This window comes from Escherichia sp. WS1451 (genome assembly GCF_046487365.1).
Taxonomy (GTDB): Bacteria; Pseudomonadota; Gammaproteobacteria; order Enterobacterales; family Enterobacteriaceae; genus Escherichia; species Escherichia coli.
In genome coordinates, this window is sequence record NZ_JBJQJP010000003.1 from 52,943 (window position 1) to 66,555 (window position 13,613).

Sequence of the window (13,613 nt, forward strand, 5' to 3'; positions counted from 1 at the left end):
TCCTCGTTTTCGCTTATTTCGCCAACACCGCTGCTGCCGCTTTCGCGACCTGCGCATCCTGTGCTCCGGTTAAACCAGAAACGCCCACGGCACCAATAATTTGCCCATCCACAACAACCGGTACGCCACCTTCCAGCGACGTCAGTAACGGCGCAGTCACGAACGCGGTACGTCCGTTGTTCACCATCTCTTCATAGCCCTTAGTTTCACGACGCCCCAGCGCGGCGGTACGCGCTTTCTCCTGGGCGATGTAAGCCGCAATCGGCGCGCAATCGTCCATGCGACTTAACGCCAGCAGATGACCGCCGTCATCGGCAACAGCAATGGAAACAGACCAGTTATTTTTCTGCGCCTCTTCCTGACCTGCGGCAATAATTGCACTCGCCATTTGCTGGCTAAGAATGACTTTAGTTTTCATTTTGTTATTCCTTTTCAAGGGCTTGTTCTACAATTTCAATCCAGTGACGCACAGAGGTACGACCGGCGCTCGCCAGATGCGTCTGGCAACCAATGTTGGCGGTGACGATCATTTCCGGTTTGCCGCTTTCCAGCGCATTCATTTTGTTATCCCGCAGCTGGCGTGCCAGATCGGGATGCGTTAACGCATATGTTCCCGCTGAACCGCAGCACAGATGGCTGTCGGGAACGTCCGTTAAGGTAAATCCAAGACGAAGTAACACTTTTTCCACTTCGCCGTTCAGCTTTTGCGCATGTTGTAGGGTACACGGGCAGTGGAAGGCCAGTTTTTTATCGCCGCGAATTGCCAGTTTTTCCAGCGGTTCCTCGCGCAGAAGTTCGACTAAATCGACCGCCAGCTCACTGACCTGACGCGCTTTATCGGCATATAACGCATCGTTTTTCAGCATCTGCCCATACTCTTTGACAAACGCGCCGCAGCCGCTGGCAGTCTGCAAAATAGCCTCGGCACCTGCTTCAATCGCGGGCCACCAGGCATCAATATTATTTCGCGCCCGCGCCAGCCCTTTCTCTTGCGCATTAAGATGATAGTCCACCGCGCCACAACAGCCTGCTTCGTTAGCTGGCATGACGCTGATCCCCAGACGATCCAGCACTCGCGCAGTTGCCGCGTTGGTGTTGGGCGAAAGCGTAGACTGGGCGCAGCCTTCCAGCATTAAAACCCGACGCTTATGGCGCAGCGGTGGACGCGGTTTAGCTTTCACGGTTTCAGCAGGCAGTTTTGCTCTGACCTGTTCCGGTAAAAACGGTCGCAGCACCAGCCCTACCTGCGTCAGCGCACGGAAGACCGCCGGACGCGGCACTACCTGGCGCAATCCTTCGCGCAGCATTCGCTCCGGCAGTGGGCGTTTCACTTTCTGCTCGACAATATCACGCCCGATATCCAGCAAATTGTGATAGCGCACACCAGAAGGACAGGTGGTTTCACAATTGCGGCAAGTGAGGCAGCGATCGAGATGCTCCTGTGTTTTAAGCGTGACTTCGTTGCCTTCCAGCACCTGTTTAATCAGATAGATGCGCCCGCGCGGCCCGTCCAGTTCATCGCCCAGGAGCTGATAGGTTGGGCAGGTTGCGGTACAAAATCCGCAGTGAACACAGGCGCGCAGGATGCTGTCGGCTTCCAGCGCCCGCGCGTTCTGCCGCATCTCTTCGGTTAATTGGGTTTGCATAGCCTGCTCCTTAAAGCTCCGCGTACATGCGACCGGGATTAAACACGCCGCAAGGGTCGAGCTGCTGTTTAAGCTGCTGGTGATAGCGGAATAAAGGAGCCGGTAGCGGGGCAAAACCACCATCTCCGGCACTAAAGCGGGTCGCATGACCGCCAGCGTTGCGGGCGATGCGATGGATTTGATTGTCATCGGCTGTCGATTTCAGCCAGCGTAACGCCCCGCCCCAGTCGATCAGTTGCTCGCCGGGTAAATCTATCATCGGCGCATCGCTGGGTAAGGAAATGCGCCATAAGGTACCTGGTAACGAGAAGAACGGCAGTTGTTGTTCACGCAATTGCTGCCAGAACTGACCCGCAACCTCTTCGCCCCCCAGCAGTTCACGCGCTGCTTTTACCGATCCTTCGCCGCCCTCAAGGCGGATCCACAACGCATTGTCGAAGTAACATAAGCCACTAATGGGTAATGGCTGGAGTTGCCACTGGGCGATTTCATTCATGGCTTCTTGCAGGCTGATTTCCCGACGCAGGCTCAGGGAGGCGCGCGGTCGCGGTAACACTTTCATCGAGATTTCAGTGAGCACGCCAAGACAACCGTAGCTTCCGGCCATTAACCGTGAGAGATCGTATCCGGCAACGTTTTTCATCACTTCACCACCAAAACGCAGATGTTTTCCAGTGCCGGTAATGATGCGCGTGCCGAGGACAAAATCGCGGACCGAACCGCTCCACGGGCGACGCGGCCCCGCCAGCCCGCAGGCGACCATCCCGCCCCAGGTGGCTTCTTCACCATAATGTGGCGGCTCGCAGGGGAGCATTTGCCCGGCGCTCTCCAGCGCCGCTTCAATCGCCACCAGCGGCGTTCCGGCACGAGCGGTTATCACCAGCTCGGTCGGGTCGTAATTAACAATGCCGCGATGACAACGCACATCCAGCGTTTGCCCGGTGACAGGACGACCTAAAAAGGCTTTGCTATTGCTGCCCTGAATCACCAGCGGCGTTTTATCGCTAATCGCCTGATTCACCTGCTCCAGCAGCGCCTGGCTGTAATCACACTCGCGTAGCATCAGAAACGCTCCAGTTCAGGGAAAGGTAAATGACCGTGATGCACATGCATGGCACCAAATTCAGCACAGCGGTGTAGCGTGGGAATGTTTTTCCCAGGGTTCAGCAAACCATCGGGGTCAAACGCCGCCTTGACCGCATGGAAGGTCGTGATTTCATCGCTGTTGAACTGGGCGCACATTTGATTGATTTTTTCGCGCCCAATGCCATGTTCCCCACTGATGCTGCCGCCAACTTCAACGCAGAGTTCGAGGATCTTCCCGCCCAGCTCTTCCGCGCGGGCAAATTCACCGGGTTCGTTGGCATCGAAAAGGATTAACGGGTGCATGTTGCCGTCTCCGGCATGAAAGACGTTGGCAACGCGTAAATCATATTGCTGCGATAAACGGGCAATGCCTTCCAGTACGCCAGGCAGCGCGCGGCGTGGGATGGTGCCATCCATACAGTAGTAATCCGGGGAAATGCGCCCCACTGCCGGGAATGCGTTCTTGCGGCCGGCCCAGAAACGTACGCGCTCTGCTTCGTCCTGTGCCAGACGGACGTCAGTCGCGCCCGCTTTCAACAAGATGTCGTTAACCCGCTCGCAGTCTTCCTGTACGTCAGACTCCACGCCGTCCAGCTCGCACAATAAAATCGCTTCGGCATCGACGGGATAACCGGCATGTATAAAATCTTCCGCCGCGCGGATCGACAGGTTATCCATCATCTCCAGCCCGCCGGGGATAATGCCATTGGCGATGATGTCACCAACCGCAAGTCCGGCTTTTTCTACCGAGTCAAAGCTGGCTAACAGCACCCGCGCCACGGGCGGCTTCGGCAGCAGTTTTACCGTCACTTCGGTGGTCACGCCGAGCATACCTTCCGATCCGGTAAACAGCGCCAGCAGGTCAAAACCAGGCGAATCCAGCGCGTCCGATCCCAGCGTCAGCGCCTCGCCATCCAGCGTTTGCACTTCAATTTTCAGCAGGTTATGTACGGTTAGACCATATTTCAGGCAGTGAACGCCACCGGCATTTTCCGCCACATTGCCGCCAATCGAACAGGCGATTTGTGAGGACGGATCCGGCGCGTAATAGAGATTATGCGGCGCAACGGCCTGGGAGATCGCCAGGTTACGCACGCCCGGCTGCACGCGCGCACGGCGACCAACGGGGTTAATGTCGAGGATCTCTTTAAAGCGCGCCATCACCAACAACACACCTTTTTCCAGCGGCAGCGCGCCACCAGAAAGCCCGGTGCCTGCACCACGGGTCACCACCGGTACACGCAGGCGGTGGCAGACAGCCAGAATCGCCGTCACCTGTTCCATCTGCTTAGGCAGAACAACCAGTAATGGACGCGTGCGATACGCGCTCAACCCGTCACACTCGTAAGGAATGATCTCCTCATCGGTATGCAGGATCTCAAGTCCAGGGACATGCTCACGCAGTGCCATCAGTACCGATGTGCGGTCGACATCGGGTAAAGCGCCATCAAGACGCTCTTCGTACAAGATGCTCATGAGTAGGCTTCGCTTTGTTGTGTTGTGTGGCAGCTGATTTTTTCGCGCTGCTTCTGTGAACAGTTATTAAGCGGGCTTTTCGTTTTCGTCTATCTCTTTAGCTACCGGTCAGACCATTTTTTTTCCAGCTCTGTGACCTTGTCTTGGTTAACTTGATGTTAAATTGATGTAACATAATCACTTACGTGATGTGCGTGTTTTGCGAGTTAAGAACAGAAAAATTGGTCCTACCTGTGCACGAGGTCCGGGAATGAAAGATGAACGTCGCCCTATTTGCGAAGTGGTTGCAGAGAGTATCGAACGGTTAATTATCGACGGCGTACTGAAGGTCGGTCAGCCGCTTCCCTCGGAACGTCGACTGTGTGAAAAGCTCGGCTTCTCACGCTCCGCACTGCGTGAAGGGCTGACCGTGCTGCGCGGGCGCGGGATTATTGAAACGGCGCAGGGTCGCGATTCTCGTGTCGCACGGCTTAATCGGGTGCAGGACACCAGCCCGCTGATCCATCTGTTCAGTACGCAGCCGCGAACGCTGTACGATCTGCTCGACGTTCGCTCATTACTGGAGGGCGAATCGGCAAGGCTGGCGGCAACGCTGGGAACGCAGGCTGATTTTGTTGTGATAACCCGCTGTTATGAAAAAATGCTCGCCGCCAGTGAGAACAACAAAGAGATTTCGCTGATCGAACATGCGCAGTTGGATCACGCTTTCCATCTCGCCATTTGTCAGGCTTCTCACAATCAGGTGCTGGAGTTTACGCTGCAATCATTGACCGACCTGATGTTTAATTCGGTGTTTGCCAGCGTAAATAATCTCTACCATCGACCACAGCAAAAAAAGCAGATCGATCGCCAGCATGCGCGGATCTACAACGCGGTGTTGCAGCGGCTGCCGCACGTCGCCCAGCGCGCAGCACGCGATCATGTGCTGACCGTGAAAAAGAATCTCCACGATATCGAGCTGGAAGGCCACCATTTGATTCGCTCGGCGGTGCCGCTGGAGATGAAGCAGGGGTGACTGCCATCAAATCTGCTTTTCATACAATCGGTAACGCTTGTACGGCTCCGCCCCAATGCGTTCCAGCATGTTATTCATGCCTGTATTGGTTTCGAGGATCCATGACATCTCCAGCGCATCGATCTTCCGGCGGGCAAACGGATCGCGTAAGGCTTCAATCAATAACAACGCAATCACCGGGCCGATGCGGCTGAACTGATACTCGTCCCGCACGCCCATCAGCGGTACTCGCGCAGTTCGCACACCGCTGACTTTTAAACGCCACAGCAATTTTGCCCAGCCGAAGGGAAAGAGCAATCCGTTCAGATCGGCAATCGCCTCGTTGATGTTTGGCAAGCCGACAATAAACGCGCAGGGTGCAGAATCAATCTCAGCGATGTAGATCATATCGTCCGGCACCAGATATTTAAGTTGGTCGCCCATGGTCGCGAATTCATGTTCGGTAAACGGCACAAATCCCCAGTTGTGCTGCCAGCCAGAGTTGAAAATCTCACGCAGGATCTGCATCTCTTCGGCAAACCGCTGGCGATTGATGCAGCGAATGGTCACCTTCTTACGCACCTGATCCATCAGTTTTTTTAGCGCCGGAGAGAAAGTGAGACCGGTTCGCTGCATCCACCACGCCAGTAAATCAATGCCTTTGTGATAACCCAGTTGTTCAATATGCGCGGCATACCACGGTTTACCGTGCGGCATCATCGCACAGGGAGGTGTGTCAAAACCTTCAATCAGTAATCCGCTTTCCTGATTGATATTCAGGCTGAAAGGCCCGCTGATCTTACTTGCACCTTGTGACTTCAACCACGCTTCCGCTGCGCCAAACAACGCGGCAAAAACCTGCGGATCATCAATGGCGTCAATCATGCCGAAATGACCGGTATCTTTGCCGTAACGCTCGCGGTGCAAGGTATCTATTTGCGCGGTAATACGCCCGACTATCTGCCCCGCTTTTTTTGCCACCCACGCCTGCCAGATGATATGGTCCGTCCCCGGATTTTTCGCAGACAAATGCTCGTTGCGTTCAATGAATAAAGGGGGTATCCAGTTTGGATCGTCGGGATAAAGTGATGACGGAAAAGCGATAAATGCCTTAAGGTCATTTTTATTAATTACTTTTTCAATTTTAATCATCAGCAGATCGCATTCCATAGTTCTGTGGGTAACAAATAATTAACGGTGACAAACAGGTTGCAACAGCAACGAACGGCACCTTAATAATCAACCCAATGAATACAAACGACGAATAAATAGTATTTATTAATGATTACGATAAGGTCAGAGACTACACAGAAGCGCCACAATGCCTTTTGTCGATTTAAGGCGACCGGACAAGGCTCCTTCTTAATATATTCATAAATTAAATATCATTCACAATAAAAACAAAAAACTCAAATTCATTATTTAAATCAATGTTCATTTTCACACTGATGAAAATACTATCTCATTTATCTTTTATGCCTATATAATCCACCGCATTATTGTCATTTTATTTTTGATATCCAATTTTTTCGTGGTGTATATGTCTAATAAAATCTTTACGCATTCCCTACCTATGCGCTATGCCGATTTTCCAACGCTGGTTGATGCTTTGGACTATGCCGCTCTGAGTAGCGCTGGAATGAATTTTTATGACAGACGTTGCCAACTTGAAGATCAACTGGAATATCAGACGTTAAAAGCGCGTGCCGAAGCTGGTGCGAAGCGGTTGTTATCGCTGAACCTGAAAAAAGGCGATCGCGTGGCGCTGATTGCCGAAACCAGTAGCGGGTTCGTAGAGGCTTTTTTTGCCTGCCAGTATGCCGGCTTAGTCGCCGTCCCGTTGGCGATTCCCATGGGCGTCGGTCAGCGGGATTCCTGGAGCGCCAAGCTGCAGGGTTTACTGGCAAGTTGCCAGCCCGCAGCCATTATCACTGGTGATGAGTGGTTGCCACTGGTCAATGCCGCGACGCATAACAACAACCCCGAATTACATGTTTTAAGCCACGCCTGGTTTAAGGCATTACCGGAAGCCGATGTTGCGCTCCAGCGTCCAGTTCCGAACGATATCGCCTACCTCCAGTACACCTCCGGCAGCACCCGTTTTCCCCGTGGCGTCATTATCACCCATCGCGAAGTGATGGCTAATCTACGTGCTATAAGCCACGATGGCATAAAATTACGCCCTGGCGACCGCTGCGTCTCCTGGCTGCCTTTCTACCATGATATGGGACTGGTCGGCTTTCTCCTGACCCCCGTCGCCACGCAACTCTCAGTAGATTATTTGCGCACTCAGGATTTTGCCATGCGTCCTCTGCAATGGCTTAAATTGATCAGTAAAAATCGCGGCACCGTTTCCGTTGCGCCGCCGTTTGGCTATGAATTGTGCCAGCGCCGCGTGAATGAAAAAGATCTCGCTGAACTGGATCTTTCCTGCTGGCGCGTCGCTGGTATTGGTGCAGAACCCATCTCCGCAGAACAACTCCATCAATTCGCTGAATGTTTCCGTCAGGTCAACTTTGACGATAAAACTTTCATGCCGTGCTACGGACTGGCAGAAAATGCGCTGGCTGTCAGCTTCTCTGATGAAGCTTCCGGGGTTGTGGTTAACGAAGTGGATCGCGACATCCTCGAATATCAGGGCAAAGCCGTCGCGCCGGATGCTGAAACACGCGCCGTATCGACTTTCGTCAACTGCGGTAAAGCGTTGCCGGAACATGGCATTGAAATCCGCAATGAAGCAGGTATACCTGTCGCGGAACGTGTGGTAGGCCATATTTGCATCTCCGGCCCTAGCCTGATGAGCGGTTACTTTGGCGACCAGATTTCACAAGACGAGATTGCCGCGACGGGCTGGTTAGACACCGGCGACCTCGGTTATCTGCTGGACGGTTATCTGTATGTCACCGGACGCATTAAAGATCTGATTATTATTCGTGGCCGTAATATCTGGCCGCAGGATATTGAATATATTGCGGAACAGGAACCGGAAATTCATTCTGGCGATGCGATTGCTTTTGTTACCGCCCAGGAAAAAATCATTTTGCAGATCCAGTGTCGGATCAGCGATGAAGAACGTCGCGGGCAGCTTATCCACGCGCTGGCAGCACGGATCCAAAGCGAATTTGGCGTTACCGCGGATATCGATCTGTTGCCGCCCCACAGTATTCCCCGAACATCCTCCGGCAAGCCTGCCCGTGCGGAAGCGAAAAAACGTTATCAGAAGGCTTATGCTGCCAGTCTTCATGTGCAGGAGTCCCTGGCATGAATCAAACTGTCGCGGTGACGGGCGCTACCGGGTTTATCGGTAAATATATTATTGATAACCTGCTCGCCCGCGGCTTTCACGTTCGCGCATTGACGCGTACTGCCCGCGCTCACGTCAATGATAATCTCACTTGGGTGCGCGGTTCGCTGGAAGATACACATTCGCTTAGCGAACTGGTTACCGGAGCCAGCGCGGTGGTCCATTGCGCCGGGCAAGTGCGCGGGCACAAAGAAGAGATTTTTACCCGCTGCAACGTTGACGGCAGCCTGCGCCTGATGCAAGCGGCAAAAGAGAGCGGCTTTTGCCAACGATTTCTGTTTATCTCTTCGCTGGCGGCGCGCCATCCCGAACTCTCCTGGTACGCAAATTCCAAACACGTCGCCGAACAACAGCTGACTGCAATGGCTGACGAAATTACGTTGGGCGTTTTTCGCCCGACAGCCGTGTATGGTCCCGGCGATAAAGAGTTAAAACCGCTGTTTGACTGGATGCTGCGCGGTCTGCTGCCACGACTTGGCACGCCAGAGACACAGCTCTCTTTCCTGCACGTCACCGATTTTGCGCAAGCAGTGGGTCAGTGGTTAAGCGCCGAAACTGTACAGACGCAAACCTATGAATTATGCGATGGCGTCGCCGGAGGCTATGACTGGCAACGTGTCCAACAGCTTGTTGCCGATGTCCGCTGTGGTTCCGTGCGGATGGTCGGTATTCCTCTGCCGCTACTCACCTGCCTTGCGGATATCAGTACCGCGTTGAGCCGTCTGGCGGGTAAAGAACCGATGCTGACTCGTTCGAAAATCCGTGAATTAACCCATGCCGACTGGTCGGCAAGTAATAACCGTATTTCTGAAGATATTAATTGGTTTCCCGGGATTAGCCTGGAACACGCATTACGCAACGGGCTATTTTGATTGTCTTGTTTAAAGGTGTGTTAACGTTTCTATGGTAAATCGTGAAATAGTAATGGATTACATCCTTTCCTGTTTACAGGATTTGGTCGAAAACGGTGTGGAAATTAAGCCCGACAGCGATCTCGTCAACGATCTTGGCCTGGAGTCGATCAAAGTGATGGATCTCTTAATGATGCTGGAAGACAGATTCGATATTTCCATTCCTATTAATATTCTGCTGGATGTCAAAACCCCTGCGCAATTAATGGAAACTCTACTTCCATGGCTGGAGAATAAATAATGGGGCTATACGATAAATATGCGCGCCTTGCTGGCGAGCGACTGCAATTTAGTGACAACGGGTTAACACCGTTTGGCACCTGTATTGATGAAGTGTATTCCGCCACCGAAGGTCGGATCGGCAATAAAAAAGTGATTCTGGCCGGGACCAATAATTATCTCGGTTTAACCTTTAATCATGATGCCATCGCCGAAGGTCAGGCAGCGTTAGCGGCCCAAGGCACCGGCACCACCGGTTCTCGTATGGCAAACGGCAGTTATGCGCCGCACCTGGCGTTAGAGAAAGAGATTGCCGAGTTTTTCAATCGCCCTACCGCTATCGTTTTTTCAACCGGTTATACCGCTAATTTAGGCGTCATCAGCGCACTTGCCGACCATAACGCCGTGGTGTTACTGGATGCCGACAGCCACGCCAGTATTTATGACGCCTGTTCTCTCGGTGGCGCAGAAATTATTCGTTTCCGCCATAACGATGCTAAAGATCTGGAACGGCGCATGGTTCGCCTCGGTGAACGGGCGAAAGAGGCGATTATCATCGTTGAGGGCATCTACAGCATGCTCGGTGACGTTGCGCCGTTAGCGGAAATTGTTGATATCAAACGTCGTCTCGGTGGTTATTTGATTGTCGATGAAGCGCATTCGTTTGGCGTGTTAGGCGCAACGGGGCGCGGACTGGCTGAAGCCGTTGGCGTTGAAGATGATGTGGATATTATCGTTGGTACTTTCAGTAAAAGTCTGGCCTCGATTGGCGGTTTTGCTGTCGGTTCGGAAGCGATGGAAGTGTTGCGCTACGGCAGCCGCCCGTATATTTTTACCGCCTCTCCTTCTCCGTCCTGCATTGCGACCGTGCGCTCGTCGTTAAGAACCATTGCCTCACAACCAGAGCTGCGGCAAAAGCTGATGGATAACGCCAACCATCTGTATGACGGTCTGCAAAAACTGGGTTATGAGTTAAGTTCACATATTAGCCCGGTAGTGCCGGTAATAATCGGTTCGAAAGAGGACGGTTTACGCATCTGGCGCGAGCTTATTTCACTGGGCGTTTATGTGAATCTTATCCTGCCACCTGCCGCGCCTGCAGGCATCACTCTGCTGCGCTGTAGCGTAAACGCTGCCCACAGTCATGAGCAAATCGATGCCATCATTCAGGCATTTGCTACTCTGAAGCAGTAATGTGAGCCCGCCGTGGTGTTGCGCCACGGCGGGTTTAATGTTGTCTGTCATACCAATACACCAGGCTCAACGCCATCAGGACAAACGCTACCGGTAAACCGAGCGCGGTAACAGGTGCACTCAACGCAAATAGCAACCCCAGATTGACCATGATTTGATAGCTGATCCAGGTGAGTAAGCCAACGATGACGCCTACAGCGAGACGGCTACCCATCCCTGGCGAGCGCGGGGCGCTAAAGGTGAACGGCACAGCCAGCAAAATCATCGCCAGGGTCAGGATCGGTTGCCCCAGTTTTTCCCACAGTGCAAGGCGGTATTCGCTGCTGGGTTGTCCGGTTTCCTGCAAATAATGGATGTAATGATTAAGCTGACGGACAGAAAAAGTATTCCCCGGCATCGATAACTCTTCAAGATCCATACTGGTGAAGGCCGATTGCCAGGCAAGATTATCTGATGTTTCCAGCGTTTCTTTGCCATTCAACCATTTTTTATGATTCACACCATGCAGGATCCACGTTTTGTCGTCTTCAATGGAGGCACTGCGTGCAAAAATGTAGGATTCGAGCGAGAGATCGTCGCGATAATGAAATATCTCCACGCCCACAGGCTGGCCCTGCTCGTTCAGCGATTTCACCGTCACAAATTCATTACCGCGCCTGGCCCAAAGCATATTGCCGGTAATGTCATCGTCCTCCCCCAACGCGGTGGCAGTCGATTTGATTTGCAGCGCCTGTTGCTGCAATGGCGACGCCACCCACTCATCTATCGCGCCTAACGAAACAGTCCACAATATCCCGGCAACCAGCGCCACCAGTGCAATACGGAAGATAGAAAACCCAGTGCTGCGAATGGCGGTAAGCTCACTGTTTTTCGATAACTGCCCCAGGCCAACAATCCCTCCCAATAATGCGATAAACGGCGAAAGTTCGACCAGTGTACGCGGTAAGGTCATCAGCACCACCAGCACCGCCTGAGTCCAGCGATAACCGCCCGGGCTGACATCATCCAGTTCGTTAATCAGGTTGAAGGTGGTAAAAAGCGGCAGCAATAGCCCTGCGGCGGCGGCAAAACCGAGAAAGAGATGACGGATTAAATAGCGACTGAAAACATTCATCGGGAAAATTTCTGCAGCAAAGAGAAGTCGCGTGCGACCAGCATCAGCAGGCCCATTAGCATGAGTCCGGGTACTAACCACAAACCAGGAATGAGGGGAATCGCACCGTTAGCCACCAGCGTACGGCAGACGTCGCCGCCATAAAAAATGGCAACAAACAGCAACGTCAGTGGCAATAACGTTGAAAATCGCCCTTGCCGCGGTTTTACCCGACTTAATGAAATGGCCAGCAGCGCCATCAACAATGCTGTCAGGCCACGGCTTTGTCGCCATTGCAGTTCGGCATGATCGGCAGGAAAGGCGGAGCGCGCCAGCTCCGTGACCGATTTTGCTTTGCGTTTGACGTTAGGGCTTTGATCCAGCGGATTCAGATGTAATTGCAGATTACGGTAGATCTGTTCGTTGTCGTCACGCCCCTGATGATCGAGAAGATAGGCGGTCCCGTTATGCAACATAACGGTCGGTTTCTCAGGTGATGGGTCAACCACATCAACCGAACGGGCGCGGAAAATGCGGGTTCGATTGGCAGTAGAAGTATAAATCAGCGCGTCAGTCAGGCGATTATTATCCTGATCAACCGTCTGCGAAAGGATCATTCGTCCGTTATCGTTAGTGTTAAATTTCTTTGCCCGCAACTGGCGAACATCCAGCTCCGACTGTGACTGTTGCTCCAGTTGATAAATCTGCGCATAAGCCCACGGCCGACCATACATCGACAGAAGGGTGACAAAAATACTTAGCGGTATCGCCAGATAAAGAACGGCTTTGTACAAGCGTCCCGGACTGCCCCCCGCCGCAGAGATAGCGGTAATTTCCGAGTCGGTATACATCTGCCCTAGCGTCACGCCAACTGACACATACAGACCAACAGGTAACAACATCTCCAGTGCAATCAGCACTTTGTAGAAAACGATATCCAGCACAACATCAAGAGCTAAGGTCCCATTTGCCGCTTCGGTCAGATAACGCTGTGCGGAGTAGCTGGCGAAAATAAAGATCAGAAAACCGACGATAATCAGCACCAGACGGCGCGTACCACGCATGATGTAGTGTTCAACCAGCTTCATCTCACTAACACCCTCAATCCTTTGAATTTTTTATTCATTGATCAGTTTCTGCGCCAGCGCAATGACATGATCTACCTCTTCCGGCGTCAGGCTGCCGTCCTTTGCCCACTGAATTTGCCCGTCTTTATTCAGCACCAGAATGGTTGAACTCTGCTCCGGCAACCGCCAGGCAACGCGTCCCAGTCCATTGCCGTCAATAACGAATTGCGCCCACGGATAGCGGCGTTTATTTTTTTCGATTTTGCCAACGACAAAATAGCCAGTACCAAAGATGGCATCATCGGTGTTCACAATGGTGGTGGGCTGAAAACGATCCTGCGGAAAGTTTGCCGCTTCAACCGCTTTAATTAACAGTGAGTTCTTTTTCTTCGCCGACTTACGCCCGGCGATATACTGGATAATGCGGACTTTTCCCGCCAGCTGTGTGCTGTTCCACTTTTGGTAGTGAATTTCGTCGTCGCTATTCAGAAGCAGCTCGCCGCCTTCCTGGATATAAACGGGGGTAACCGTTTTGCCAGTGACAAAATTGTGTGCCTGCACACCCTGGGCTAAGAGCATGATAATCAGCGCAATAATCAAACGAGATGACATCATTGCTCCGG

Annotated in this window: 13 protein-coding genes; 5 read left to right on the forward strand and 8 right to left on the reverse strand. The window is 52.6% G+C overall.

Annotated features, from left to right (window positions below; translation table 11 throughout):
• Positions 1 to 13: 13 nt before the first annotated feature.
• The 4 genes from ACJHX7_RS05580 to glcD are packed head-to-tail and all read right to left on the reverse strand — an operon-like array spanning position 14 to position 4,208.
• Positions 14 to 418 carry a heme-binding protein gene (locus tag ACJHX7_RS05580; RefSeq protein WP_001296404.1) on the reverse strand — a complete coding sequence of 135 codons (405 nt, stop codon included), beginning with the start codon at positions 416 to 418 and terminating at the stop codon, positions 14 to 16.
• Between the two features lie 4 nt (positions 419 to 422).
• Positions 423 to 1,646, reverse strand: coding sequence for a glycolate oxidase subunit GlcF (gene glcF / locus ACJHX7_RS05585; protein ID WP_094029933.1), 1,224 nt, complete (start codon positions 1,644 to 1,646; stop codon positions 423 to 425).
• A gap of 10 nt (positions 1,647 to 1,656) precedes the next feature.
• Entirely contained in the window at positions 1,657 to 2,709 is a 1,053-nt protein-coding gene (glcE, locus tag ACJHX7_RS05590; protein WP_023308320.1) for a glycolate oxidase subunit GlcE, read from the reverse strand.
• Positions 2,709 to 4,208, reverse strand: a complete 1,500-nt coding sequence (gene glcD / locus ACJHX7_RS05595) for a glycolate oxidase subunit GlcD (protein WP_000026117.1) — start codon at positions 4,206 to 4,208, stop codon at positions 2,709 to 2,711. The genes glcE and glcD overlap by 1 nt, the downstream gene beginning before the upstream one ends.
• Positions 4,209 to 4,458: 250 nt before the next feature.
• Here glcD and glcC point away from each other — a divergent pair, with 250 nt between their 5' ends.
• Positions 4,459 to 5,223: a transcriptional regulator GlcC gene (glcC, locus tag ACJHX7_RS05600; protein ID WP_410231540.1), complete on the forward strand. Its 765-nt coding sequence runs from the start codon at positions 4,459 to 4,461 to the stop codon at positions 5,221 to 5,223.
• A 6-nt stretch (positions 5,224 to 5,229) separates the two neighbouring features.
• Here glcC and yghO read toward each other — a convergent pair whose 3' ends face one another.
• Positions 5,230 to 6,372, reverse strand: a complete 1,143-nt coding sequence (gene yghO, locus ACJHX7_RS05605; protein ID WP_094029949.1) for a protein YghO — start codon at positions 6,370 to 6,372, stop codon at positions 5,230 to 5,232.
• A 370-nt stretch (positions 6,373 to 6,742) separates the two neighbouring features.
• On the opposite strand from yghO, the gene ACJHX7_RS05610 reads away from it, so the two are divergent.
• The 4 genes from ACJHX7_RS05610 to spt are packed head-to-tail and all read left to right on the forward strand — an operon-like array spanning position 6,743 to position 10,830.
• A complete protein-coding gene (locus tag ACJHX7_RS05610; protein WP_001530864.1) occupies positions 6,743 to 8,467 on the forward strand; it encodes a fatty acyl-AMP ligase in 1,725 nt (574 codons plus the stop codon).
• Positions 8,464 to 9,378 (forward strand): NAD-dependent epimerase/dehydratase family protein, encoded by a 915-nt coding sequence (locus tag ACJHX7_RS05615; RefSeq protein WP_016242948.1) that lies wholly within the window; start codon positions 8,464 to 8,466, stop codon positions 9,376 to 9,378. The genes ACJHX7_RS05610 and ACJHX7_RS05615 overlap by 4 nt, the downstream gene beginning before the upstream one ends.
• A gap of 31 nt (positions 9,379 to 9,409) precedes the next feature.
• Positions 9,410 to 9,658: an acyl carrier protein gene (locus ACJHX7_RS05620; protein WP_000248097.1), complete on the forward strand. Its 249-nt coding sequence runs from the start codon at positions 9,410 to 9,412 to the stop codon at positions 9,656 to 9,658.
• Positions 9,658 to 10,830: a serine palmitoyltransferase gene (gene spt / locus ACJHX7_RS05625; protein ID WP_000524937.1), complete on the forward strand. Its 1,173-nt coding sequence runs from the start codon at positions 9,658 to 9,660 to the stop codon at positions 10,828 to 10,830. The genes ACJHX7_RS05620 and spt overlap by 1 nt, the downstream gene beginning before the upstream one ends.
• Before the next feature lie 34 nt (positions 10,831 to 10,864).
• Here spt and lptG read toward each other — a convergent pair whose 3' ends face one another.
• Genes lptG through ACJHX7_RS05640 form a run of 3 tightly spaced genes read right to left on the reverse strand, consistent with a single transcriptional unit; the run spans position 10,865 to position 13,602 of the window.
• Positions 10,865 to 11,944: an LPS export ABC transporter permease LptG gene (gene lptG / locus ACJHX7_RS05630; RefSeq protein ID WP_001301055.1), complete on the reverse strand. Its 1,080-nt coding sequence runs from the start codon at positions 11,942 to 11,944 to the stop codon at positions 10,865 to 10,867.
• Positions 11,941 to 13,011, reverse strand: coding sequence for an LPS export ABC transporter permease LptF (gene lptF, locus ACJHX7_RS05635; RefSeq protein WP_000779645.1), 1,071 nt, complete (start codon positions 13,009 to 13,011; stop codon positions 11,941 to 11,943). Before lptF ends, lptG begins: the two co-directional genes overlap by 4 nt.
• Before the next feature lie 30 nt (positions 13,012 to 13,041).
• Positions 13,042 to 13,602: a YtfJ family protein gene (locus ACJHX7_RS05640; RefSeq protein WP_000098713.1), complete on the reverse strand. Its 561-nt coding sequence runs from the start codon at positions 13,600 to 13,602 to the stop codon at positions 13,042 to 13,044.
• Positions 13,603 to 13,613: the final 11 nt, after the last annotated feature.

Coding starts and splice junctions, on each gene's coding strand:
- ACJHX7_RS05615 (WP_016242948.1), top strand. CDS start 8,464: ATGAATCAAACTGTCGCGGTGACGGGCGCTACCGGGTTTATCGGTAAA.
- lptF (WP_000779645.1), bottom strand. CDS start 13,011: ATGAAGCTGGTTGAACACTACATCATGCGTGGTACGCGCCGTCTGGTG.
- glcE (WP_023308320.1), bottom strand. CDS start 2,709: ATGCTACGCGAGTGTGATTACAGCCAGGCGCTGCTGGAGCAGGTGAAT.
- ACJHX7_RS05580 (WP_001296404.1), bottom strand. CDS start 418: ATGAAAACTAAAGTCATTCTTAGCCAGCAAATGGCGAGTGCAATTATT.
- ACJHX7_RS05620 (WP_000248097.1), top strand. CDS start 9,410: ATGGTAAATCGTGAAATAGTAATGGATTACATCCTTTCCTGTTTACAG.
- glcF (WP_094029933.1), bottom strand. CDS start 1,646: ATGCAAACCCAATTAACCGAAGAGATGCGGCAGAACGCGCGGGCGCTG.
- spt (WP_000524937.1), top strand. CDS start 9,658: ATGGGGCTATACGATAAATATGCGCGCCTTGCTGGCGAGCGACTGCAA.
- yghO (WP_094029949.1), bottom strand. CDS start 6,372: ATGGAATGCGATCTGCTGATGATTAAAATTGAAAAAGTAATTAATAAA.
- ACJHX7_RS05610 (WP_001530864.1), top strand. CDS start 6,743: ATGTCTAATAAAATCTTTACGCATTCCCTACCTATGCGCTATGCCGAT.
- glcC (WP_410231540.1), top strand. CDS start 4,459: ATGAAAGATGAACGTCGCCCTATTTGCGAAGTGGTTGCAGAGAGTATC.
- ACJHX7_RS05640 (WP_000098713.1), bottom strand. CDS start 13,602: ATGTCATCTCGTTTGATTATTGCGCTGATTATCATGCTCTTAGCCCAG.
- lptG (WP_001301055.1), bottom strand. CDS start 11,944: ATGAATGTTTTCAGTCGCTATTTAATCCGTCATCTCTTTCTCGGTTTT.
- glcD (WP_000026117.1), bottom strand. CDS start 4,208: ATGAGCATCTTGTACGAAGAGCGTCTTGATGGCGCTTTACCCGATGTC.